Source organism: Sphingobacterium lactis, assembly GCF_011046555.1.
GTDB lineage: Bacteria > Bacteroidota > Bacteroidia > Sphingobacteriales > Sphingobacteriaceae > Sphingobacterium > Sphingobacterium lactis.
Genome location: NZ_CP049246.1, coordinates 1,746,029 through 1,771,370, shown reverse-complemented (window position 1 = coordinate 1,771,370; position 25,342 = coordinate 1,746,029). Strand labels below are relative to the sequence as shown.

Here is a 25,342-nt window from a genome sequence, read left to right as displayed (position 1 = left end):
CTAATTTTTACCATCTGCCATGGCATATACTATTTTTTTTACTTCCTCAGCCCACTGACGCTCGTTCTTGCTCACATCAAAATGGGTGTAGGGAATCTTCTTCCCAATCCTGATGGTGATATCCTTCCCGCGCTGGGAGAACATCTCATCAGGTAAATATAACATTTCAACGTTTGCTTTAAAACCTATTTTATTCCTAAAGCGTGCCAGATTGTAAAAGAAGTTGGAGTTTCTTCCTTCAATGTACACAGGAACGATATTCTTTTTATATTTTTTGGCCTTGCTGATGAAGCTTTTCTTCCATTCCAGGTCAACAATCTTGCCGTTTATCTTGCGGGATACCAATCCGGCCGGAAAAACCAGCAATGCCTGATCGGATGCGTAGGCATTCTCGATGGCCGCGATCCCCGACTTACTCTGACTACCGACCTTATTCACCGGGATGAACAACGGTTCCAGGTTTCGGATATTCATCAGGATATCGTTCACCAGGAATTTGACATCCTTCCTGTACTTTCCGATGGCATGCATGAACGCAACACCATCCAGACCGCCCAACGGGTGGTTGGAAGCAAAGATCACACTTTCATCCAAGGGAATGTTCTCCGCCCCTTCCAAATGGACATTCACACCCAACTCTTGCAATAAGGAGTCCACAAAATCCAAACCCATCTTATCATAATAGGTCCTCATGATGTAGTTGATCTCATCTTCGTGGATAGTGCGCTCTAAATAACTTAACAATGGTGAAGGGATCCATTTGGCTAATGTTGGACTTTTCTTACGTATGACTTCCCTGATTTCAATAAACTTCGCTTTCTCTAGTAAGTCCATATATTAAAACACTTTTTATAAAAGTTGTGTAAAATTACATAATTTGTTTTAACAACAGTAAAACATCTTTTTATTTATGTCAAATTAATATTTTCGTTACCTTAGCAAGGAACGCATATTTAACTCGGCATTAAACGTTTTGTGTTTATTGGGGTTTAATAAATAAAAGGCAGTATGTACATCGGAGAAAACTTATCCACGCGCTATAGCGAAGTTCGGCCCACAGACACAGTGGCGTTTGCCCTGGACAAAGTCAATGAGCTGCACGTCCACCAACTTCCGGTCGTCAAGGGCAAGGAATACCTTGGTCTGATCACCGAGGAGGACCTGCTTTCCGCCGAGGATGAGGGACTGTTGATCCAGGACCTTAAGTTTACATTTCCCTTCATCTACCTGTTCGATTACCAACACATCTACGACGCGCTGCAGTTCCTGGAAACCTATCAGTTCGATCTACTGCCCATCATCAATAAACAGAAGGAGTATGTGGGCGTATTGACCCAGAAGGATTTGTTGCGCGCCTTGAATCAGACCCTATCCAACCAGGACAAGGGTGCGATCATTGTTTTGGAAATGGAGGATCGCGACAACAGCCTGACACATGTGGCCCATATCATCGAATCTGAAAACACGAAGATCCTCAGCACGGGCGTCCGGATGATCGAGAACTCCACGAAAGTGGAACTGACCATCAAGGTGAACAAGAACAACATCTCTTCGGTGCTGGCATCGCTGTGGCGACATGATTATGTCGTGAAAGCAACGTTCAATGATGGCTCCGACCAGGATGACATCCAGGATCGCTACAATCTTTTAATGAATTATCTGAACATATAATTAAGCAGATTTTATCATCTTTGCGAAAAAGCATTAAAATAAAACATGAAAGATATTGCCATTGCAGTCTACGGTAGGGAATTCAACCAGTCCGTTATCGGCTATGTAATTGAGCTGTTCACCTACCTGCGGGAACGGAATGTGCGCGTGTATATCCATCACGACTTCCACAACTTCCTGAAGCGGCTGTGCAAATTGGATTTCACGTTTAAAAAGTTCAAGTCCCATAAGGACCTGCCACAGGACATTGCCTTTATGCTGAGCCTGGGAGGTGATGGCACCATGCTGTCGGCAGCCACCCTGATCCGCGACTCGGGCATTCCCTTGGCCGGAATTAACTTCGGGCGCTTAGGCTTCCTGGCGAATATCTCCAAGAACCATATCGAAGAGGCACTCGACCAGATCCTCGCCAACAATTACCAGATCCAGAAACGCGCACTGCTGCAGGTGGAGAGCTCCGACGGCTCCTTTGTGCGTGGTGAGGACTTTGCCCTGAATGACATCACCGTATTCCGATCGGATACCTCGGCGATGATCACCGTGAATGCGGTACTGGACAACGAACTCCTGAACTCCTATTGGGCGGACGGGTTGATCATTGCTACACCGACCGGTTCCACGGCCTATTCATTGAGCTGTGGTGGCCCCATTATCATGCCCGGCAGTGGCAACTTCGTGATCACCCCCATTTCCCCGCACAACCTCAATGTACGCCCCATCGTGGTCAATGAGAACATGCAGCTGCATCTGGAGATCGAAAGCAGAACAGAGAAATACATCCTGAGCTGTGACTCCAAGAGCCAGACCCTGTCCACCAAGACGACCCTGACAATCAGCAAGGCACCATTCAGCATCAACCTGATCCGCCTGCCGAATGACCAGTATTTTGGCATTCTCCGGGAGAAACTCCTCTGGGGCATCGATGTACGGAACTATTAATTTTCCGATAACCCTACCTTTAACATTATTTAATTCATAAGGATTTCTCCAAAACCTGTATCTTTACCGAAATTCTATATTTTATAATATTGAAACCGAATAGTGACTTGAACGGCATATTGCATCCCAACCGCGCGATCCTTACCCTGGTATATGGTGAGAACGTGTCGGATAAATGGGCTGTGTCAAGTTACCGTTGCGACAATTGCCTACAGGGGGAGCCCGCTAAACTATCCAATGAAAGGAACTTAATCCTCGCTCCTACCGCTAATTAACAGCATGATAACATGAGTATCAAAGATAAAATAGATAAGAAGAACCTTCCCAAGCATGTCGCCATCATTATGGATGGCAATGGCCGCTGGGCGAAAGAAAAAGGTGAACTTCGCGTTTTTGGCCACAAGAATGGTGTTTCCGCAGTTCGTGAAGCCCTGGAGGGCGCTGTGGAAATTGGCCTTTCCTACCTGACGTTATATGCTTTCTCGACGGAGAACTGGAGCAGACCACAGGCGGAGGTCGATGCTTTGATGGAATTGCTGGTCAACTCCTTAAACCAGGAGCTACCAACCTTTCAGGCCAATAACATCCGCGTGAACAGCATCGGTCGCAAAGCGGACCTGCCGGATCACTGCCAAGTGACCTTGCAGAGCACGATCGATCAGACCAAGGACAACACCGGTTGTACGCTGACCCTGGCCTTAAGCTACGGCTCACGCGAGGAAATCCTTCAGGCAACACGCCATATCGCCGAAAAATACAAGAATGGCGAAATCGGACTGGAGGAAATCAATGAAGAACTTTTCAGTAAAAACCTCTATACATACAACATGCCCGATCCGGAAATCCTGATCCGTACATCAGGTGAAGAACGCATCAGCAATTACATGCTCTGGCAGATTGCGTATTCCGAGCTGTTCTTCCTGCCGATCATGTGGCCTGAATTTACCCGCGAGAATCTATTTGAATGCATTGAATCCTTTCAGAATAGAGAAAGAAGATTTGGAAAAACTAGTGAACAGTTATAAGATTTCACTATTTTTGCAGGATTTTCCATTAACCGCAGTTAATGTCAGAATATCGTAATATTTCTTTTAACAAAAATTAACAAGACTTTGCTGTACTTTAGCAGACATAATAAAAAGTAGATGAAGCGTATAATTAATCTTTCTATTTTAATCACCTTATTCATATGCAATTTCGCTCAAGCTCAAATCGGTAACAGGCCGTTGAACTTGAACAACCCTGACGACATCAGTTACCTGGATCCAAAGAACTACTTGATCGGCGGTGTAACGGTGCAGGGGGCACAGTATCTTGATACGGATGTTTTGATTACCATTTCCAAGTTATCCGTAGGACAATACATTGAGGTACCGAGTGAGCAGACCGCAAACGTGATCAAGGACCTGATGAACCAGAACCTCTTTGAGGATGTTCAATTATATGCAACAAAAATCCAAGATGAGACCATCTTCTTAGAGATCCGCGTAGTGGAAAGACCGCGTTTGACCCGCGTGGATATCAACGGCCTTTCCAAGAGCCAGACCGAGGAGGTCCGCAAGCGCTTAAATACCAACTCCGGTAAGATTGTTAACGACAATATGTTAATGACAACGCGCTCCACCATCGAGAAATTCCTTCGTGAAAAATCATACATGTACCCGGATATCAAAATCACAACCAAGAAGGATTCCGGACAGAACAACAACGAAATCGTGGTTGTGGATGTGGAAAGAAACAAGAAAATCCGCGTGAACAGCGTGAATTTCGAAGGAAACGAGAATTTCAGCGACAAACAACTGCGAAAATTCCTAAAAGGTGTAAAACCTAGAACGTGGTACCGTGTATTCGGACCTGGAAAATTCAAGGACGATAAATACGAAGAGGCGAAGATCAATTTGGTGGCTAAGATGCAGGATAAAGGGTACCGCGATGCGCAGATTATCCGCGATTCCATTTACCGCCATGACAACAACGAAATTGCCATCGATATGGAGGTTTATGAAGGTCCTCGCTATTATGTAGGTGATATCAGCTGGTCCGGAAACTCCAAATTCAAGGACTCCGTGCTGAATATCCTATTGGGTATCAAGTGTGGCGATGTGTACAGCGAGGAGAAATTGACCTCTAAACTGATGGGTCCTACCCGTAACTCCGATGACATCGCAGCCATCTACCAGAACGATGGTTACTTGACATTCAGTGTGCAACCCGTAATCAAACGTATCAATCAAGATACCATTGATCTGGACATCCAAATGTTCGAGGGTAAGCAATATACGATCAACAACGTTATCCTGAAAGGTAATGACGTGACGAACGACCGCGTGGTCCTACGTTCCATCTATACCAAACCAGGGCAGAAATATTCACGTGAACTCTTGGTACGCTCGGTGCGTGAGATCTCCCAATTGGGGATGTTCGACGAACAGAAGGTGGCTCCAATGCCGATCAACCTCAACTACGAAGAAGGTACAACAGATATCGAATTCAAGGTTGCCGAGAAGCCATCCGACCAGGTTGAACTTTCCGGTGGTTATGGTGCCGGTCAGGTTATCGGTACGTTAGGTCTGACGTTCAACAACTTCTCCACCAGCAATTTCTTCAAGAAAGACTCCTGGAGACCTCTTCCACGTGGAGACGGGCAGAAATTAAGTATCCGTGGACAGACTTCCGGAAAACGCTATCAATCCTACAGTTTCTCTTTTTCCGAACCTTGGTTGGGCGGAAAGAAACCGATCTACTTTGGTTTGAGTGCCTACATCTCGAATTCCCAGTTGCAACGTTATAACTATATGACTGGCCGTTACGAGGATTATGAAGGTATTCCTAAAATCCAGATGCACGGGGTGACAGCAACATTGGGTAAGCGTCTACAATGGCCGGACAACTACTTCCAGATCAACAGTTCCCTATCCTACCAACGTTATCTATTGGATAACTACCACGGGATCTTCGTATTCTCGGATGGTACGGCATACAACATCAACTTTACGCAGGAAATCAGCAGAAATACCATCGACGCACCGATCTACCCGACCTCAGGTTCACACTTGAAGTTCTCGGTGCAGTTGACTCCTCCATATTCCTTGATGAACAACATCAACTATGCAACAGCGACCGATGCGGAAAAATTCAAGTTCACCGAATACCACAAATGGAAATTTGATTCCCAATGGTATACTAAAATCGCTGGAAAACTCGTATTAAAAGCGCAGGCACAGTTTGGTTACTTGGGACGTTATGGCAATGAAACTCCGGTTTCTCCATTCGAGCGTTTCAAATTAGGGGGTGATGGTATGCAAGGATTCGACTTCTTACAGGGTTCTGAGATCATTGCGATGCGTGGATATGCGAACGGTGCCATTATCCCGGCATCCACAGGTAGCAATCAGCAGAACATCGCGATTCAATCCGGTAGCCCGATCTATGCGAAATATCAATTGGAATTACGCCACCCGATCATGTTGAACGATCAAGCAACCGTATTTGCGCTGGCATTTGCGGAGGCAGGTAACACCTGGAACAGATTCGACGAGGTGAACCCATTCAAGATGAGACGTTCTGTAGGTGTGGGTGCTCGTATCTTCCTTCCGATCTTCGGTATGTTGGGAATTGACTACGGTCATGCCCTGGATCCGATCCCTGGTTTACAGACCGATCGCTGGAGACAGAACTTCACATTCAGTATCATCCAGAATATGGGCGGATTCTAGGATTAAACTTTTTAATATTTCAATTGTCTTAAACATAGCATTTCAAATAAATAATATGTCGATGAAAAGAGTAGTAATATTAATCGTGATGTTAACCATGTTAGGTACGGCATCATTTGCACAGAAACTAGCGTATGTGGATTCTGAATATGTCATGAAACACATCCCAGAATTTACCAATGCACAGAAAACATTGGATAACCAATCCAAACAATGGCAGGCAGAGGTGGATAGGCAATATGAGGAAATCGAAAAGATGTACCAAGCCTACCAACGCGATCAGGCAAACCTGAACGCGGATATGCGCAGACGCCGTGAGGATGAGATCGTGAACAAGGAAAAATCGGTGAAGGAATTCCAACGCTCGAAATTCGGTATGGATGGTGAGCTGTTCAAGAACCGTGAGAACTTGATGAAACCGATCCAAGCACGCGTAACAAAAGCGATTCAAGATGTGGCTGCAGCAGGTCAGTTTGACTTTATCATGGATAAAAGAAGCGAAAACTCCTTCCTTTATGCGAACCCTAGCTTGGATAAAAGTAACGAAGTGATTACTAAATTAGGATTAAGACCTAATCCTTCTTTAGCTAACTAATATTTTTTATTATAATTGCGCAATTAAATTAATTAGAAACACATAAAAAAAGAGCATCAACTTATATCTTAAAATATAAGACTAACAAAAAAAGCATGAAAAATTTATTGAAAAGTGTAGTATTAGCATCAGGAATTTTATTGGCAAGTAACGCTGTCAACGCACAACAGAAAATCGGTCATATCAATACAGCAGAAATTGTTCAGTCTACAAATGAATTCAAAGCTGCAGAAGCACAAATGAAAACCTTGAGCGAAACAAAGCAAAAGGAAATTCAGGACATGATTGGTAAATACCAAGAACAACAGAATACAGCTAATGAGAAGATCAGAAACCGTAGCGAAGCAAACAAAGCAGCGGTAGACGCAGAACTTCAAACCATTGGTAACACCATGCGTGAAATGGAAACACGTATCCAAGGTGTTCAGCAAGCAGCGCAAGAAGAAATCGGTAAGAAACAACAAGAACTTTACGCGCCTATCGAGCAAAAAGTGATGACTGCGATCAACACTGTAGCAAAAGAAAAAGGATATGCTTACGTTTTGGATATCTCTAGCGGCAGTGTTCCTTACTTCCAAGGAGGTGATGACCTAACAGCTGATATCAAAGCGAAGCTAGGTGTAAGTGCAGCACCAGCAGCCAAAAAATAAAAAAAATTAAAAAGGGAAATCGAGAGATTTCCCTTTTTAATTTTTTAGTAGTTAGTAATTAGAATTAAGTATTTAGACCTAGGGCGAAAGCCTTGAAGGTCTTTTTTTTTGTTTGTATTTTTTCACTAACTGTAATCTCCGTATTAACTTTAGTATAGGGTTTTTTCGAATATATTTTAAGCTTACAGCTTTTTCAGGTACTGATTGATGGCATAGTCCGCTGCTCTCGCGGTCAGGGCCATGTAGGTTAGCGAGGGGTTCTGGGTCCCGGTGGAGGTCATGCAGGCACCGTCTGTTACGAAGACATTCTTGCAATGGTGCAATTGGTTCCAACTGTTCAACAAGGAGCTCTTGGGATCATGCCCCATCCGAGCTCCGCCCATCTCGTGAATGTCGAGCCCAGGGTTTTGCTTGCTGTCGTGGGTACTGATGTTCTTGGCGCCTATGTATTCCAGCATTTCTGCCCCCTGCTCGAGAAAGTCCGCCATGCTCTTCCTATCGTTGTCATCGTAGTCGACATGGAAGATAAGTTGCGGCATGCCGTATTTATCCCGTTTGTCCTTGCTCAGGCGGATATGGTTCTCTGCTTTGGGTATGGTCTCCCCCTGCATCATCATGCCTATCCCCCATCCGCCAACTTCCGATAGGCTATCTTTATAAGAGGCACCTAATGAGTCACCAGTAGGTGCTGCCTGTCCGCGGTAGGCACTGAAAAAGGATGCATACCCACGCAAGAAATCCGTCTCCTGCTTCCTGACGTTCCTAAAATTAGGAATGATGGGCTGTGTAGGTCGGCGGCCGTAGTAATATTGGTCATCAAAACCTTCCATGGTTGCGGAAATAGATCCCAGGTAATTATGGAAGGCCACATATTTCCCCAATAATCCAGAATCGTTGCCCAAGCCATTTGGAAAGCGGTCCGAGGTGGAATTCAACAGGATTTGGGTACTCGCCATGGCAGAAGCATTGACGAAGACCAACCTGCTGTTGAACACATAATCTTGACCGGTCTCCGCATCGATGATACGTACTCCAGTCGCAATTCCCCGATCTTTATCAAAGATAATGGATTCAACGATGGAGTTAGGTCGTATGGTCAGGTTGCCTGTTTTTGCTGCCCAGGGTAAAGTAGAAGCATTGGAGCTGAAATATCCCCCAAAAGGGCATCCGCGTTGGCACAAGGTTCTGTTCTGGCAGCGCGTGCGCCCCTGTTGGATGTGTATTTCCTTCGGTTCGGTTATATGGGCACATCGGCCGGCAATCACCTGCCGATCCGGATAGCCCTTGGGCAATCGCTCCTGCACCATGCGCTCCACGGCATTCAATTCAAATGCCGGCAGGAATTCGCCATCGGGCATAGCTGCGTTGCCATCCCGGTTGCCTGAAACTCCGATGAACCGCTCGACATAGCTGTACCAGGGAGCAATATCCGCATACCGGATGGGCCAATCCACGGCAAAGCCATCCCTCGCAGGACCCTCGAAATCATGATCGCTCCAACGTTGCACCTGCCGCGCCCATAAGAGCGACTTCCCGCCAACATGGTAACCGCGGATCCAATCGAATGGCTTCTCCTGGATGTATTCCTGTTCAGCGTCCAGGGTAAAGAAATGCTGAGCATCCTCATTAAATGCATAACACCGCGAAACTATGGGGTTCTCCTTTCTCACTTGCAACGGCACCCGATTGCGATGCGGAAACTCCCAAGGATCCTTGTACGCCGTCGGGTAATCCTTAACATGCTGCACATCGAATCCACGCTCCAGTACAAGGGTCTTCAACCCCTTTTCGCAGAATTCCTTTGCGGCCCATCCTCCGGAAATACCGGATCCGATGACGATGACGTCATAATGCCCTTCTGTAATTGCCATATCCATAGTATTATTGCTTTCCTCATCATCAGCCGTTAGCAGACAGCAACGTTGTGCCAAGTCGTACGTTTAGGTTATACAGCAGATGGGATTGCAGCTGCAATTTACAAAATGAAGCTGCATTCCACCCTGCTTTGTTGTATCATTTTTTATACCTACCTTGATTGAATCGGCCAGAAAACTACATTTCAGTCCAGACATTTTACAGCATGTTTATTAAGCAGCGCCAATTATTTTTAATCTGTCTAAATAATTTAATATGCATGCATAGTATAAGCTGATTTTTTATATTTGTTAACCTAAGATTTAAACTATGATAAGTCAACTCATATTTGGGATTCTCTTTGTCGCTGCTGTGGTCTTGTTCTATAAGAATGCCAGCAAGATCTACCGGAATATCCGACTGGGAAAGGCATTGGATCGATCGGACAGACCTGGGGAGCGCTTGAAGACCATGCTATTGGTCGCCTTTGGGCAACAGAAGATGTTCAAGCGTCCTATCCCTGCCCTACTGCACCTTTTTGTCTATGTAGGGTTCTGTATCATTAATATTGAGATGCTCGAGATCGTGATCGATGGCCTATTTGGCACACATCGCGTTCTTTCCGTTTTGGGTGGGTTCTATAACTTCCTGATCTATGCGTTTGAAATCCTAGCTTTCCTGGTGTTGGCAGGCTGTGTGGTTTTCATGATCCGCAGGAATGTCCTGAAGGTGAAGCGCTTGAACCAATCAGAGCTGAACAATTGGCCTAAGACCGATGCTAACCTGATCCTGACCGCAGAAATTCTTTTGATGGCAGCCTTTCTGTTTATGAATGCTGCGGATTATAAATTGCAGACCTTGGGTGCCGAGCATTACCATGTGGCTGGCGCTTTCCCAATCAGCAGTTTCTTGGTGCCGATCCTTCCGGATTCCGTATCCAGTCTGATCTTGATCGAGCGATTCTGTTGGTGGTTCCATATCATCGGCGTATTAGCGTTCCTGAATTACCTACCGATCTCCAAGCATCTACATATCATCTTGGCCTTCCCAAACACCTACTTCAGTAACCTGAAGCCGAAGGGCGAATTCGAGAATATGCCAGCCGTTACGGCCGAGGTGCAGGTCATGCTGGATCCAAGCCTCCCTCCTCCAACCGGCGAACCGAGTCGCTTTGGAGTCAAGGATGTTCAAGACTTGACCTGGAAGAATCTCCTGGATGCCTATACCTGTACGGAATGTGGCCGATGTACATCGGCATGCCCGGCGAACATGACAGGTAAACTGCTGTCACCACGGAAGATCATGATGGATACCCGTGACCGGGTTGAGGAAGTCGGCAAGAACATCGACGCCAATGGAAGCTTTACGGACGACGGAAAGGGGCTTTTGGACACGTATGTCACCCGGGAAGAAATCTGGGCCTGTACGAGCTGTAACGCATGCGTTGAGCAATGTCCGGTCAACATCAATCCTTTGGAAATTATCATTGGCCTGAGACAGTACGCCGTAATGGAAGAGTCACAGGCGCCTTCAAGCATTAACAACATGTTCTCTAATCTGGAAAATAATGGTGCCCCTTGGAAATATTCCCAGGCGGACCGTGCCAATTGGACCAATCAATAAAAAAGAAAGCAAGATGGAAAATCAATTTCATATACCTACCGTTGCGGAACTCCTTGCCAAAGGCGAAAGCCCGGACCTATTGTTCTGGGTGGGCTGTGCCGGCAGTTTTGATGAACGTGCGCAACGCATCACGCGAGATATCTGCAAGATCCTTCATCATGTAGGCATCAAATACGCCATCCTAGGTGCGGAAGAAAGCTGTACCGGAGATCCTGCAAAGCGTGCCGGAAACGAGTTTCTCTTTCAGATGCAGGCGATGATGAACATTCAGGTGTTGGATGGCTACGAAATCAAAAAGATCGTAACGGCCTGTCCGCACTGTTTTAATACCTTGAAAAATGAATACCCAAGCCTTGGCGGAAACTACGAGGTCATCCACCATTCTCAATTGATCCAATCCTTGATCGATGAGGGTAAATTGAAGCCACAGGACGGACATGAATTCAAGGGGAAAAAGATTACGTACCATGACCCGTGTTATCTGGGTCGCGCCAATGAGGTTTACGAGGCACCACGGAAAGCATTGGAAGTATTGGATGCGGACCTTGTTGAGCTGAAACGTTGCAAAGCCAATGGATTATGCTGTGGTGCAGGCGGTGCACAGATGTTCAAGGAGCCGGAAAAAGGAAATAAAGATGTCAACGTGGAGCGTATTGAAGATGTTATCGAAAGTAAAGCTTCTGTCGTAGCGGCGGCCTGCCCATTCTGCATGACTATGCTTCGGGACGGGGTCAAGGTAAAGGAAAAAGAACAGGAAATCCAGGTTCTGGATATTGCGGAGATTACGGTCAAGGCAAATAAACTGTAATGAACGCCATAACATAAAAAAGGTCGGAACTGATAGTTTCCGACCTTTTTTTTATAGATAAAACGGCTTGCTTAGGAAAACAGCGCATCCTTCAATGCTGCTGCGGCCTGCTTAGTAGACTGCTGCACCGCTTTGATATGCTCCAAGGGATTCAATAAACCATAATCATGGATAAAACCATTGTAGGTCTGTATTGTCGTAGGTACACCGGCCTCGTCCAATTTACGCGCGTAGGCCAAACCTTCATCGTAAAGGATGTCGTTCTCTGCCAATTGCACCAAGGCTGGTGGTAGGTCCTTCAATTGCTCCAGCGATGCCTGGAAGGGTGAAGCATAATATTCTTTCCGTTTTTCGGTGTCAGGAAGGTAGTGATCCCACATCCATTTCATCATATTGGCTGTCAGGAAGCGGCCTTCTGCATAATTCTTCCAGGAATCGCGGCTGAAATCTGCATCAGTAACCGGCCACAACAGCAATTGGAACTTAATCTTTGGTCCGCCTTTATCTTTCGCCATCAAACAGGTCACTGCCGTCATATTTCCGCCCACACTGTTTCCAGCAATGGCTAAATTGGAGCCATCCACTCCTATTTCGTCACCATGTTCAGCTACCCACTTGGTAGCGGCATAGATCTCGTTAATCGCAACGGGATAGCGTGCTTCCGGTGATGGCGTGTAATCAACGAAAACCGCAGCGGCACCCGATTGAACGACCAAGTCACGAACCAAGCGTTTATGCGTCGGATAATCCCCCAGAACCCATCCTCCACCATGGATGAAGATAAATACCGGAAGGCGGTCTTCTTTCGCTTCTGCAGGCTTTACAATATGGATATGCACATCCAGACCATCCTGCTGAATGTCACGCTCCGATTCCGTAATCCCGGACACATCAACCTCGACGGAAGATTGCGCTCCTTCCAGCACTTTGCGTGCTTCATCGGGCTCCATCTCTTCCATCGGTTTACCACCTTCACTATTTAATTCCTTTAAAAAGGATCTGATGTCTTTGAAAATCTTCGGATCTTGATCTGCTGAAATAATTTTTGTCATAATATATTCTTTTGATAATGATATAATATGGCCATCATGGCCTATTGCATGCTTTCTTTATTTTTTTAATTCGCTCGCCATAACCTCGGCCATTGCTGTAGAACTGAATGGATTTTGCCCGGTGATGAGATTCCCGTCCACCACAACATTGGAGGTCATGGGGATCAACGCTTTTTTCAGGTGAGCACCACGGTCCTTGATCGCTTCCTCCAAGTTAAAGGGAACATATTTCTTGCGTCGCGCTAAAGTTTCTTCAAACCAATCAAACCCGGTAATTTCACGACCAGCAATCAGGTATTCCCCGTTGCTAAGCCGCACATTCAGCAATCCTCCTACGCCATGACAGATAGCGCCGACTTTGCGTCCAGATTCATAATGATTCCGGACGATTTCCTGTAGGTTTTCATCGTCGGGGAAATCATACATGGTGGCATGTCCGCCAGCCAGGTAGACGGCATCAAAAGTTGTATCCATAACATCAGTAATTGCCCTGGAATTTTCCAAAGCATCCATAAAAACTCGATCATCAATGTATTTTTTCGACACCTTATCGAGGATTAATGGCTTCAAACTCTCCGGATCAAGTGGCACATTGCCACCTTTTGGGCTGGCAATTGTCATTGTCCAGCCGTTTTGCACACCCTGGTCATAGATGTGGGTAAGCTCGCTTAGCCAGAGACCTGTAGCCAATGTACTGTTCGCATACTTGTCCACATTAGTTACGATAAATAGAATATTGATTGCCATGTTCTCTTCTTCTTATGATATAACAATATTAGCCTGCTAATGTTGGCAGGATAAAATATCTTTCCTTATAATTCGTGACCTTAAGGGCGCAGAAAGCAATAAAATTTTGATGGATTAATTGAACGAAGCCCTAAATTTCACCGGAGAAATGGAGGTACGGTTCTTGAAAAGCCTATGAAAGGACTGCGGATGTTCGAAGCCTAACTGGTAGGCAATCTCGGAAATACTAAGGGTCGTCGTCGAAAGGAGTTCCTTCGCTTTCGCAATCAGCCGATCTTGAATATGCTGCTGCGTAGTCTGTCCGGTCTGCACCCGCAATAGATCGCTCAGGTAATTGGGGCTGAGGTTTAATTGCTCAGCAATAGATTGCACGGAAGGGACACCGGATTCCAATAGTGAGGCCGTTCCAAAGGCTGTATCCAGGATATTTTCCAACTTGTTCAATAGTGCACTATTCGCCTTTCGGCTGGTGAGGAACTGCCGATGATAGAAGCGATCACTATAGGTCAGGAGCAGTTGCAGATTGGACACCAAAAGATCGTGTGTAAAGGCGTCCATATTCGCGTCTACTTCCCGTTCAATATTATGGATAATGGCCATTACCGCACCTTCCTCCTTTTCAGAGAGATTCAGTGCTTCATTGCTGCTATAGGAAAAATAACCATATTCCCTGATGGTGGTGCCTAACCCATAGCTATGCAGAAAATCAGGATGCACCACAAGCACAAAGCCCTCCACATCGTTCAAGAGGATATCGGTAAAATGCATGACCTGTTGTGGCGCAAGGAAATACATGATCCCCTGTTCAAAATCATAATAATCCTGCCCATAGCGAAATTTATTCCCTGCACAGTCCTTCTTCAGTGCAATGATGTAGAAATCCGTGATCAGGGAGCGAAGGATAGTCTGTTCCTTCAACCTCACCGAATTGAAATCAAATACACTGATCAGGGGATGCGCGGGTCTTTCCATGCCCAATACTTTGTGGAGCATAGCAATTGAAGTTATCCGTTCCGGGGCATTCATAACTGTAAATTAAGATTTTTATTTCGCTTTTGCCTGTTCCTGTTTTATAATTTCTATTCCTTCGCCGAAGGAAGTCGTCTGAAAATCGGGGAATGCTTTCCTGAATTTATCATCGGAGAAGATATTGTCCGTCGCATAGCGGGGTAACAACTCCTGCAATTCCCGCACCGATTTCTTGAAGAGTGATCCCACCCAAAACTTGAACTTTCCAATAACCGAATAGGAAAAATTCGTTTGGTAAGCCTCAGATATTTTTTGAATAAGCTTCTTGTAAGTGGGTCTGCTGGCATCGATCGGCAGGTGCCACGTCTGGCCATAGGCTTCTGGGGTGTTACCGATCAGCGCGGTGGCCCGACTGGCATCCGGAGTCCAGATCAAGCTTCTCTTGGTGTCGTCCCGCAGGGGAACCTGCAGTTTCTCACCGGCCATTACCTTATCAAACAATAGCGAATTGGTAATACTCTGGGTCTTTTGCGGCCCATAGAATTCCGGTGCGCGACAGATGACAGCATCCAACGTGCCGGCTGCGATTTCATTCAGCACCATTTCCGCCATTTCCTGCCGCACCTTACCTTTCCGACCATTCGGAGCAAAGATTGTCTCCTCGGTCAGCACGCGGCCATCCTGAGGATACATGTATGTATTATCAAAGAACACCAATTTGGTTCCGTGCTCCTTGCACGCCTCGATGACGTTTCGGGTAATCTTCAGAAATTGCTGTTCCCAAAGGTCGGTATCCATGGGAAGGCCGAGTGTGAAGTAAGCTATCGACGACCCGTTCACCGCCTCGGAAGCTGCTTTCGCATCATTTAAATCTGCTGCAAAGAGTTCATCCGTATCATGAATTCGCTTCGGTTTTCTACTGACCAACCTAATCTTATCGGTATAATTGCTGTGTAATGCGCGGGCCAGCTCCTCTCCGATCTGTCCATTTGCCCCTAAAATTGTCTGTATCATATTTTCATTATTTCAATTCCCAGAAAACACTTTGCTTAAGGTTTCTTCCATAACTTGAACATAAGCTGGCATCTTCTGGTTTGACAAAGGTCATGATCTTTTAAAGACGCATACTAACCGAATCTGGGTTGCTTGTAACCAAATCTCCTATGGGAAAAGAGGCAGTAGGATATAAGGTTGGATTAAACGGAAAATAAAGGGGGAAAAGCAAAAAAAAGAGACCTGATCGGTCTCTTTACAATTTTTTGTGCCCAGGAGCAGATTCGAACTGCCATGCCCATTCAGGCGCCACCCCCTCAAGATGGTGCGTCTACCAATTTCGCCACCTGGGCTTTTTGACAACGCAAAATTAATCTTTATTTTGAATCCTGCAACGTTTTTTTAGGCTTTCTCACCTTTCAAATTTTTATTGATCAGGGTCTGGATAATACCGTCCGCAAGTCCGATCCGTGGAGCGACAATATTCTTCAGATGCCCGACCTTCATGATGGTCAGGAAGATCTCAGAAGCCGGAATGATTACATCGGCACGGTCCTGCTTGAGTTCCAGCACGTTGATTCTATCCTTTAGGGAATAGGAATTCAGGTAGACATATAACGCTTTCAATTTCGCATAGGAAATCGGCTTGTCCGCCTTCTCATTGGCTAAGCGGGAAAGCTTGTTGATGTTACCACCACTACCGATACCGTAAATATTCTTATGGCCTTTGGTAATGTTCTTGACCCAACGTTTCATGTCGTCCCAAGTTTCCGGACTGTCCTGATTGTCCAGTATCCGGATGGTTCCCAGATTAAAGGATCGCGAGGCGACCAGTTCGCCATTGGCAAACAGGGAAATCTCCGTACTACCCCCACCGACATCGATGTACAGGTATACCTTATTCTTATCCATAGCCGTATGGCTATGCACATTATAAATGATCTGGGCCTCAACAGCTCCATCAATGATATCAATATCGATTCCAACCTCCTTGCAGGCTTTCACGACCTCCGGTCCATTGTCCGCATCGCGCATCGCCGATGTAGCACAGGCCATGTAGTCCTTGACCTTGTACACATCCATTAGGTTGCGGAAGGCAGACATGGTTTTCACCATGCTCTCAAATTTCCCCTCGGAAATGTGTTTATGAATGAAGGCATCATCACCTAAGCGCAATGGTACGCGTAGTAGTGTGTTTTTATTAAAGGTAATTTCGTTTTCTCTTTCAATAATATCAGCAATCAGCAGCCTCACAGCATTTGAGCCAATATCTATAGCAGCATATCTCACGTTGTATGGTTTTTGAAAAGTTTAACAATGTTAAATATACAATATAAACTGAATGTTAACTTAACATTAAAATGTAGTTTATTTGTTCGGTTCGAGGACTTCCAATTGCCAAATGATCTGATCTTTGGTCACAAAGTAGGGTTTGCCCTCGCGAATGGCAGCATACACTTCATTGAAAAGCTGCATATAATCGCCCTGAACTGGCGCGATAAATCGGGATGTTAATCTACCGTCCTCATCCGGTTTGGTCAAAATGCCTTCCGACGCATCAGGTTCTACACCAAAGGCAGGGTTGTTCGGCATCATGCCATCGATGAGCTGGGCTTCCTGTACGTCCGTCCGGTTCTTTACGAAGCTTCCTTTCGTACCGTGGAGCACAAAACTGGCTTGTGGATTGGCGACCAGCAAGCTCGTCGTGATGAATACGTTCAATCCGTCCTTATAATTGAGGACAATACATCCATAATCATCTACCTGCGTATTAGGGCGGTATTTTCCGCTGATCTTGGTCATCGCTTTGGGTCTGCCAAACAGGGAAATTGCCTGATCCAGCAAGTGCGACCCCAGGTCATAGATAACACCCGCTGCGGGTCTTTTCGTTTCTTTGAAAACCTTTGGTCCAATTTCCTCTTTATAACGGTCAAATCGCAAGTGGAGCTCGATCAATCGGCCGAGTTCCTTTTGCTGAACTACTTCCTTTAAGGCTAGGAAATCAGCATCGAACCGGCGGTTATGGAAAGGAAGGATCAATCTGCCCATTTCCTCTGCAACTTGGAATAGCATGCGGGCCTCGCCTACTGTGGGTGCGAAAGGTTTCTCGATCAGCACGTGCTTGCCAGCCTTTAGGGCAGCCAACGCATATTCCACATGCGTATCGTTGGGAGTATTTACGATGATGAGCTCTACGGCAGGGTCATCCAGCAATTCCTGAACGGTGTCGTAGCTGATGATATGGGGATAGCGGCCCTGCGCCTGCTTGGTCGATCGTTCGACGATCCCCCTTAATTCAAAGTGAGGGTTAACCTCTATAAACGGCGCATGGAATACCCTTCCGGACATTCCATACGACATTATTCCTGTAACTATTTTGTTTTCTGACATTTATCTTTGCTTAGTGATGCGCATGGGCATCTTCTTTACCACCTACAGCAGTAAACAACTGAGCAACAGCTTCTGTTTGCGATTGAGCAAAATCTCTTAGGTCTTTATTGGTATTGCGTGATAATCTGCGCATTTGTTCTTTTACCAAGGCTACCTGATGCTGGATGTGGTGCATATATGCTTCATCCGAGTAAACAGCTGCATGCTGCATCACGATCGGCTCCGCTTCGTCTACTGCAACTGTGGAGTCCTGAACGATAGTAGGTGCCTGTGTAGGCTCAACAGCAACATTCTCTTCATTTTTCGCTGCAAAAACCTCTGTTCCGCGAATTGGGAAGTCTACATGGTATTTAGTAGCTAGGGAATCCATTTTCGGAAGGATCTCATTGAAATAGGCAGCCACTTTTGCTGATGCATCTTTAGCTTGTGCATTTCCTACCGTAGCAACATGATCAGCATATGATACTTCGTAAGGCGCGATGGAACCCACTTGTCTGAAAAATGCATACGCGTCACCATCAACCAATGTAGTATGCGTATATTTCAACTGGTTTTCCTCTGCTGTTTTGAACACACATGAAGATAAAGATGTACTTGCAAGAGCTGCAGCAACTAATAATGTATTTAATTTCATCGCTTTATTATTTTAAAAACACACAAAAATATAAAATTATCCCTATTTATCCTTACTTCTGTCCATTTCTATTTAATTCAAAATCAATCTAAGCTAAATTTCGTCCCGCATTCACCACACCATAGATGGTCCGGCCGATCAACTTCCGGTATGTTTCCGCCTTTTTATCGTCTTTTTGCTTATCCTCAAGCAATCGAATCGCATAATGTTGGATGATCAACAGCGGTAGGATAATTTTCTCGCGCTCACAGATGGAGGCTTTTTCCACCGGGTAATTCTCCATCAGTTCCTTCATGCCGGTCAACTTCAACAGGTATTCCTTAGTGCGATCGAACTCTTCCTTCAACATGGTCCAGAATTCGCCGAACTCCTTATCGTCCTTCATGTAGGCCGTGATATCAAAATTGGACTTCGTCATGGACATCATGCAATTGTCGATCACCGTATTGAACATGCCCGACGTCTCGTACAGGTTTTTCACATAGGACCAGAGGTTATTGTCCTCAGCCCATTGCAGCGCTGTTCCGACCCCATAGAAGCCTGGGATATTCTGCTTCAGCTGGCTCCATGAAGTCACGAAACTAATGGCCCGTAGATCTTCCAGGCGGAGTTCCTTATCGGAATTGCGTTTCACCGGGCGGCTGGAGATATTGATCGAAGCCAATTCTTTCAACGGACTCAATGTTTCCAGGTATTTCAGGAACAGTTTATGGTGGCGGAGTTCCAGGAACTTCGCATGGCTCTCAGCTGCCATCTGATCGATAATGTTCTTCTGTTTCGCCGTCAGGGTATCCCCTTCGCGCTGGCGAAGGTCCGAAATGACACCTGCATGGAGCAATTGCTCGATTTGGTATTTCGCCGAATCCAAGGAACCGTATTGGCTACTGATGGTCTGGCCCTGAATGGTCAACTGGATATGGTTGTTCTCGATTTCTTTGCCCATGGACGAATAGAAACGCTGCGTTTTACCGCCACCACGTGCCGGAGGTCCACCGCGTCCGTCGAAGAAAACCAAATCCACATCGTATTCACGGGATATCGCGGTCAGCTCCACCTTCGCTTTATAGATCGACCAGTTCGCCATCAGGTAACCACCATCCTTGGTGCTATCCGAGAACCCCAACATGATCGTCTGCTTGTTGCCACGTTTCTTCAGGTGCGCAGCATAGGTTTTATTGCTATATAGACTGCGCATGACATCGGCTGCATGTTTCAGGTCATCCACGGTCTCGAACAACGGCACAAAATCCATCGTCAGCCCTTTCTTGGTCCACCCCGACCACAGGAAGAGTTGCATCAGCCCCAGAATATCGGAGGCCTGCTGGCAATTGGAGATAATGAACCGTTGCACAGCACGCTCGCTTCCGGACTGCTGAATATCTTTGATCAACCGGATCACTTTCAGTGTATCCTGCACCAATGGTGCTGCATCGTCCTGTTCCTGGAGGTCAGCTTCCGTAAAGGCGATGTGTTTTTCCTTCTCTTCTTCCGAGTCGCCGATATCCTTTAAGCTGATGCCCGTTTCTTTCGGGTAATTTTCCAGCAGCCAATTGAAGGTTTCGCGCAGTACACTGCTGTCCTGGCGGATATCAAGTGTCGTGAAGAAACAGCCGAAGGTCTGTACCTTCCGACGGAGGTCTTCAACGATTTCCACGAACAGCCCATCATGATTTTCACGAAGGACCCGGATAATCTCGGTCAGGTTGTGTAGGATCCGTTCAGTTTCATCTACCGGCTTTTCCACGGGATTGAAACTGTTCTCATAGAACAGCTCCTGCAATTCCTCCATGTAGCTTTCTACCCCACGGAAGGTAATGCGTCTTTTTACGATCCGGAAATCTCGGTAATAGCAGCGGAAAAGGATGGTGCGCAAGAGCGTAGCCACGCGTTTCGTGCTTTCCCATGTCACATTCGGGTTTCCGTCGCGGTCTCCTCCCGGCCAGAAGCCTAGTTCGATCAAATGATCGATGTCATCAGGACTGACCTCTAATTCGTTCTCTATCTTCGCTTGGATACCGGAAGCAACGCTATAGAATACGTTTTCCAGGTACCATGCCAAGCTGATTGCCTCATCCACTGGAGTAGGCTTCTGTTTATTGATAAATGGTGTTTTCCCCAATTGCTGCAAGAGCAGATGGATATTTGGGATATCATCTTTTTTCAAGTCATCGATTAAGTCGTTGATGATCGAGAGTACCGGCCCAGGATAGAACTGTGTCGGATGTGCCGTCAGCACCAAGCGTACGGAAAGATCTTTCAATCGGCTGACCACTTGCTTTTTCAATTGCGGGTTGGTCTGTGCCAACGTAAAGATAGACTCCATTCCACCGGATTCATCACTCTTCCCGACTTTCTTAAATGCGGAGTCTTCCACAGCATCGAACAGAACCACCTGTCGTTCGATATACTGGACGATTCGGAACAACAGATCCAAACGATCGTCCTCCTTTACGTACTGCTCATATTGCCCAAAAAAACTATCTATAATCTGTTCCGGAGAATGGTGTGCCTCTACGCCCTGTTCACAATGGTTCGTGAAGAAAGGGAGGATCGTACCGGTATGTTTTACCCGCTGAAATGGCAGGGTCAGGAACAAACTCTTGTACAAATCAAAGCGCGTAAGGACTTCATTCTGGAATACAGCTTTTTTTTGACTTAATCTCATATTCTTGTGGAGTGTGTGTTAGTTTGTAATTTGGAAAGTCTTTCCAGCACAAATATATAATTTTAATAGTAAATTCATTGAGTAATTGTAATTTTTACACTAACAATTGGGTTTTATTAATATTTTAATAACTTCAAATCTATAATATCTTAACATCTTTTTATTGTATATTGGATGTTTACCCCATTTAAATTAACCTAGGCTTGCGTATCTTTGTTTGCACACATGAAAAAAACCAAGGAATTAAGTAACTTCTTCTACAGTCAATACTTTGCTGATGGCCTTCGCATCACCATTGGCTGTATCGTTCCGATCATCATTTGCGCGGCATTGGACAAGATCCTGTTAGGGACTTACATTTCCCTTGGCGCATTATTAGTTGGCCTTTCCGATACCCCTGGCGCACCAGCCCATCGTCGAACGGGCATGATTGCCTGTTTCATCATCTGCCTGATCACTCAATTCATCACCGTATTGGTGAACGGCAATATCTGGCTGATGACCATCGTAATCGGCCTCCTTTGTTTTGTCTATTCCATGTTTGCCGTCTTCAATGCCCGGGCCGCCACTGTCGGTTCCATGGGCATCCTGATCATGCTGATTTATGTAGACGACCAGAACAGTTTTCACGATGAACTCATGTTCCTCCTGTATTTCACGACCGGTGGACTATGGTACATGCTGATCAGTTTCTCGATCACCCAGGCCAGACCTTACCGTCTTGCCCAACAGGAACTTTCCGAAACGGTCCGCCACGTCGGGGATTTCATCCGCCTGCGTGCAAATTTCTACGACACTAGAATCAATATCGACGATAATTACCGCAAACTCATCGATAAGCAGATCGAAGTGCATGAACACCAGGAGAACGTTCGCGACCTGCTGTTCCAGAGCAAGCGATCGATTAAAGATACAACGAAAATAGGTCGTTTCCTTACCTTAACTTTTAATGATATCGTAGACCTGTACGAACAGGCCATGACCACGCATTATGACTATGAGTTAATCCGGAAGGAATATGGGCACACGGGTATCCTGAAGGACTTCAAGCACCTACTGATCAAGACCGCCAATGAACTCGATCACCTGGCCTACCAGCTCAATGCGAACCGGGCGCCGAAACCGTTGTACAACTTCAAGGAAGATATCGAGTCCATCCTGCTGTCCATCGAGAAAATCGAAAGGGAGCAGAACATCAACAGCATTCCCTTGAAGAAGATCCTGATTAGCATCCGCCACATCAGTTCCTTTATTCACAACATTTACAATTACGGCGTTATCCGGCCGAACAATACGATCAAGAAACAGGAGATCGAGGAAGCCAACAAATTTATCCAGACCGAGCATATCGACCTGCGGAAATTGAAGGACAACCTTTCCATGGAATCCACGATATTTCGCCATGCCCTGCGGATGGCCGTCGTGATGTCCATCACGTACCTGGTGCTGAACGCGCAGTGGTTCAATATCGGTACCATGGGCAGTTACTGGGTACTCCTGACGATTATGGTGATCCTGAAGCCCGGCTTCGGGCTGACCAAGGAAAGGAATTTCCAACGGCTCCTCGGGACGATCATCGGCGGTATCATCGGGGCCATCATCCTGATGACGGTCCATTCCGAAATCGCCAGGTTTATCTTCCTGATCTTTTTCTTCCTGATTGCCTATAGCCTCTTCCGCGTGAATTACATTATGGCCGTCATGTTCATGACTCCCTATGTATTGATCATGTTGAGCTTTACCGGGCACAACACGTTTGACATCGCCAAGGAAAGGATCTTCGACACCTTCCTCGGGGGGATGATTGCCTTTATTTCCAGTTATATCGTCTTTCCGAATTGGGAGAGCTTTCAGATCAAGAACAATATCCGTCAACTGCTGATTGCCAATTACAACTACCTGGCGCAGGCGGTCCGGATCCTATCCGGGGAAGACATCAGCATCACCAGCTATAAACTGTCGCGCAAGGAGCTCTACATTGCCTCAGCCAATATGGGATCTACGTTCCAACGGATGCTCTCGGAGCCCAAATGGCGGCAGAAGAGCACCAAGGAAGCCAACCGGTTCGTAATACTGAACCACATCCTCTCTTCCTATGGCGCGACTTTGTTGACCCAATTGACGGAAGCGAAGAACAGTAACTACACAAAGGAGCACCTGATCATCCTGAAGAAGATCTTGAACAATTTGGCCAAATCCATCGAGGAAATCCCGGCCAAGGAGAACAGCAGCCCCTTCCAGCCTGTTTCGGATTTTCCGGAACTGACTCCGGACACGCTGGATCCTGTAGAAACGGATTTAATTACAGAACAATTGCAATTCTTAAATAAAATATCCGCAGATTTATACAAATCGACCTTGGATGTGATGGAAAAGGAAACCGCCATCCAAGCGCAAAAATTAGAGATAAGAAATGGATAACAGTATTGATATATTGATCGTAGGTGGTGGACCGATAGGCATTGCCTGTGGAATCGAAGCAAAGCGCAACAACCTTTCGCACGTAATCTTGGAGAAGGGATGTCTTACCAACTCCTTATACAATTACCCGATCAACATGTCTTTCTTTTCCACGTCCGAGCGATTGGAAATTGGCGACACTCCTTTTGTGACAACCAACCCGAAACCCAAACGGGCTGAAGCCCTGGAATATTACAGGCGGGTGGAGCGCAAATTTGACCTGAATACCCATCTATTCGAAGAAGTTATCGACATCAATAAAGTAGACGGCCTATTTCTGGTGACAACGAGTAAAACCTCTTATCGCGCTAAACATGTGATTATCGCAACGGGATTCTACGATATACCCATGTATTTAGGCGTTCCTGGAGAGGGGCTGCCCAAAGTACGCCACTATTATGACGATCCGCATTATTATGCCAAACAGAAGGTGGTGGTGGTGGGGGCCAGCAATTCGTCCATCGATGCTGCCCTGGAGACCTATCGGAAAGGTGCTGAAGTGACCTTGATCATCCGCGGGAAGGAAGTTAGCCCACGTGTCAAATATTGGGTACGTCCGGATATAGAGAATAGAATTGCTTTTGGTGAGATCAAGGCATACTACAATGCGAACATCACCAACATTACGGAAAGGGAGGTGGAATTCGATACGCCCCGCGGCAAGAAGGTCATTGAGAATGATTTCGTGCTGGCATTAACGGGCTATCGACCGAACTTTGAATTTCTGGAAAAAATTGGTGTTGAAATTCCTTTGCAAGCGCCTTGCATACCGCATCACAATCCCGAGACCATGGAAACCAATATCCCCAACCTGTACCTGGCGGGCGTGGTTTGTGGTGGTCTGAACACACACCTATGGTTCATCGAGAACTCCCGGGTGCATGCAAACCTGATCGTCAGCCACATCTTGAAGAGCGTTAACTCTTAAGACCGTTCAAAAATATTTTGGCAAGTTTCTGCTGTAAACCCAGGATATAGTCAAACTCTTCCTTGGATGGCGGCAGGAATAAGCTCTTCACTTCCTGAAGGATTCCCAAGCGCATACCCAATAGCGAAATCAATAAAATCTTGGCGGTTACTTCCACATCATCCACGACCAAGCCATCGTGCTTGATTCCCTTGCGAAGGATGGTACTGACCTGCTGGATTTCCTTTTCAAATAATTTCGGTAGGACTTCTTCCACGTCGGGTGGCAATTCACTGCGTAGGGAATACGCATACTCAAAGATGCTGTAGTTATCTTTGATGATCTGCAGGCGGGTGCTTAGGAAGGCATCCATCGCTTGGCACACACCGTTGGCATCCTCGATCTTCGCAGTGGTCTCCGTGATAATCTCATCCACGGCCATCTCAAAGACAGAGGCATACAACCTGTTCTTATCCGGAAAATAATAATACAATAGTGCTTTTGAAAAGGATAAATCTTGGGCAATCTCGGCCATTGTGGTTTTGGCTAGTCCAAAATGGGCAAACCTCCGTTTCGCCGCTTCCAAGATTTTCATTCGCTTCGCATCTGCATTTTTTGCCATCAGCAATTATTATTAGTTTATAAATTGTGCTTTAACTATATTTACA

The 25,342-nt window shown here is 46.0% G+C and carries 21 protein-coding genes and 1 tRNA gene; 10 read left to right on the top strand and 12 right to left on the bottom strand.

The genetic code is table 11. From position 1 onward, the window contains the following. The gene (gene glsA / locus G6N79_RS07645) at positions 1 to 834 is read right to left on the bottom strand and encodes a lyso-glycine lipid O-acyltransferase GlsA (RefSeq protein WP_103907072.1); all 834 of its coding nucleotides are present in this window, start codon (positions 832 to 834) and stop codon (positions 1 to 3) included. 174 nt (positions 835 to 1,008) lie between these two features. Here glsA and G6N79_RS07640 point away from each other — a divergent pair, with 174 nt between their 5' ends. The 6 genes from G6N79_RS07640 to G6N79_RS07615 all read left to right on the top strand — a co-directional run bounded on the left by G6N79_RS07640 (position 1,009) and on the right by G6N79_RS07615 (position 7,571). Beyond that, positions 1,009 to 1,671, top strand: a complete 663-nt coding sequence (locus G6N79_RS07640; RefSeq protein ID WP_103907071.1) for a CBS domain-containing protein — start codon at positions 1,009 to 1,011, stop codon at positions 1,669 to 1,671. A 45-nt stretch (positions 1,672 to 1,716) separates the two neighbouring features. Continuing rightward, positions 1,717 to 2,610, top strand: coding sequence for an NAD kinase (locus G6N79_RS07635; RefSeq protein ID WP_317046384.1), 894 nt, complete (start codon positions 1,717 to 1,719; stop codon positions 2,608 to 2,610). Positions 2,611 to 2,897: 287 nt separating this feature from the next. Further along, on the top strand, positions 2,898 to 3,635 hold the full coding sequence (locus tag G6N79_RS07630) for an isoprenyl transferase (RefSeq protein ID WP_103907070.1): 738 nt from the start codon (positions 2,898 to 2,900) through the stop codon (positions 3,633 to 3,635). 120 nt (positions 3,636 to 3,755) lie between these two features. Further along, positions 3,756 to 6,326: an outer membrane protein assembly factor BamA gene (gene bamA, locus G6N79_RS07625; protein WP_103907069.1), complete on the top strand. Its 2,571-nt coding sequence runs from the start codon at positions 3,756 to 3,758 to the stop codon at positions 6,324 to 6,326. A 61-nt stretch (positions 6,327 to 6,387) separates the two neighbouring features. Continuing rightward, on the top strand, positions 6,388 to 6,921 hold the full coding sequence (locus G6N79_RS07620) for an OmpH/Skp family outer membrane protein (RefSeq protein WP_103907142.1): 534 nt from the start codon (positions 6,388 to 6,390) through the stop codon (positions 6,919 to 6,921). 95 nt (positions 6,922 to 7,016) lie between these two features. Next, entirely contained in the window at positions 7,017 to 7,571 is a 555-nt protein-coding gene (locus G6N79_RS07615; protein ID WP_103907068.1) for an OmpH/Skp family outer membrane protein, read from the top strand. 182 nt (positions 7,572 to 7,753) lie between these two features. Here the strand turns inward: G6N79_RS07615 and G6N79_RS07610 are convergent, their stop codons facing one another. After that, the gene (locus G6N79_RS07610; protein WP_103907141.1) at positions 7,754 to 9,442 is read right to left on the bottom strand and encodes a GMC oxidoreductase; all 1,689 of its coding nucleotides are present in this window, start codon (positions 9,440 to 9,442) and stop codon (positions 7,754 to 7,756) included. Positions 9,443 to 9,755: 313 nt separating this feature from the next. On the opposite strand from G6N79_RS07610, the gene G6N79_RS07605 reads away from it, so the two are divergent. Both G6N79_RS07605 and G6N79_RS07600 read left to right on the top strand, forming a co-directional pair. Further along, a complete protein-coding gene (locus G6N79_RS07605) occupies positions 9,756 to 11,048 on the top strand; it encodes a (Fe-S)-binding protein (RefSeq protein WP_103907067.1) in 1,293 nt (430 codons plus the stop codon). 13 nt (positions 11,049 to 11,061) lie between these two features. After that, on the top strand, positions 11,062 to 11,856 hold the full coding sequence (locus G6N79_RS07600; RefSeq protein WP_103907066.1) for a (Fe-S)-binding protein: 795 nt from the start codon (positions 11,062 to 11,064) through the stop codon (positions 11,854 to 11,856). A gap of 71 nt (positions 11,857 to 11,927) precedes the next feature. Here G6N79_RS07600 and G6N79_RS07595 read toward each other — a convergent pair whose 3' ends face one another. The 9 genes from G6N79_RS07595 to G6N79_RS07555 all read right to left on the bottom strand — a co-directional run bounded on the left by G6N79_RS07595 (position 11,928) and on the right by G6N79_RS07555 (position 21,307). Further along, positions 11,928 to 12,908 (bottom strand): alpha/beta hydrolase, encoded by a 981-nt coding sequence (locus tag G6N79_RS07595; RefSeq protein ID WP_103907065.1) that lies wholly within the window; start codon positions 12,906 to 12,908, stop codon positions 11,928 to 11,930. Between the two features lie 57 nt (positions 12,909 to 12,965). Continuing rightward, positions 12,966 to 13,655 (bottom strand): type 1 glutamine amidotransferase domain-containing protein, encoded by a 690-nt coding sequence (locus tag G6N79_RS07590; RefSeq protein ID WP_103907064.1) that lies wholly within the window; start codon positions 13,653 to 13,655, stop codon positions 12,966 to 12,968. A 114-nt stretch (positions 13,656 to 13,769) separates the two neighbouring features. Further along, a complete protein-coding gene (locus G6N79_RS07585) occupies positions 13,770 to 14,648 on the bottom strand; it encodes a helix-turn-helix domain-containing protein (RefSeq protein ID WP_234993231.1) in 879 nt (292 codons plus the stop codon). A gap of 51 nt (positions 14,649 to 14,699) precedes the next feature. Beyond that, positions 14,700 to 15,638: an NAD-dependent epimerase/dehydratase family protein gene (locus tag G6N79_RS07580; protein WP_234993230.1), complete on the bottom strand. Its 939-nt coding sequence runs from the start codon at positions 15,636 to 15,638 to the stop codon at positions 14,700 to 14,702. 248 nt (positions 15,639 to 15,886) lie between these two features. Beyond that, a tRNA-Leu gene (locus tag G6N79_RS07575) sits at positions 15,887 to 15,970 on the bottom strand. Between the two features lie 49 nt (positions 15,971 to 16,019). Next, positions 16,020 to 16,907: a Ppx/GppA phosphatase family protein gene (locus tag G6N79_RS07570; RefSeq protein WP_103907062.1), complete on the bottom strand. Its 888-nt coding sequence runs from the start codon at positions 16,905 to 16,907 to the stop codon at positions 16,020 to 16,022. 78 nt (positions 16,908 to 16,985) lie between these two features. After that, positions 16,986 to 17,978: a Gfo/Idh/MocA family oxidoreductase gene (locus tag G6N79_RS07565; protein WP_234993229.1), complete on the bottom strand. Its 993-nt coding sequence runs from the start codon at positions 17,976 to 17,978 to the stop codon at positions 16,986 to 16,988. 40 nt (positions 17,979 to 18,018) lie between these two features. Beyond that, positions 18,019 to 18,642 (bottom strand): hypothetical protein, encoded by a 624-nt coding sequence (locus G6N79_RS07560; RefSeq protein ID WP_103907060.1) that lies wholly within the window; start codon positions 18,640 to 18,642, stop codon positions 18,019 to 18,021. Positions 18,643 to 18,730: 88 nt separating this feature from the next. Next, positions 18,731 to 21,307, bottom strand: a complete 2,577-nt coding sequence (locus G6N79_RS07555; protein ID WP_103907059.1) for a phosphoenolpyruvate carboxylase — start codon at positions 21,305 to 21,307, stop codon at positions 18,731 to 18,733. A gap of 225 nt (positions 21,308 to 21,532) precedes the next feature. Here G6N79_RS07555 and G6N79_RS07550 point away from each other — a divergent pair, with 225 nt between their 5' ends. Both G6N79_RS07550 and G6N79_RS07545 read left to right on the top strand, forming a co-directional pair. Beyond that, on the top strand, positions 21,533 to 23,728 hold the full coding sequence (locus G6N79_RS07550; RefSeq protein ID WP_103907058.1) for an FUSC family protein: 2,196 nt from the start codon (positions 21,533 to 21,535) through the stop codon (positions 23,726 to 23,728). Further along, positions 23,721 to 24,695, top strand: coding sequence for a YpdA family putative bacillithiol disulfide reductase (locus tag G6N79_RS07545; protein ID WP_103907057.1), 975 nt, complete (start codon positions 23,721 to 23,723; stop codon positions 24,693 to 24,695). The genes G6N79_RS07550 and G6N79_RS07545 overlap by 8 nt, the downstream gene beginning before the upstream one ends. Here the strand turns inward: G6N79_RS07545 and G6N79_RS07540 are convergent. Then, a complete protein-coding gene (locus tag G6N79_RS07540; protein WP_103907056.1) occupies positions 24,685 to 25,296 on the bottom strand; it encodes a TetR/AcrR family transcriptional regulator in 612 nt (203 codons plus the stop codon). The genes G6N79_RS07545 and G6N79_RS07540 overlap by 11 nt on opposite strands. Positions 25,297 to 25,342 lie beyond the last annotated feature (46 nt).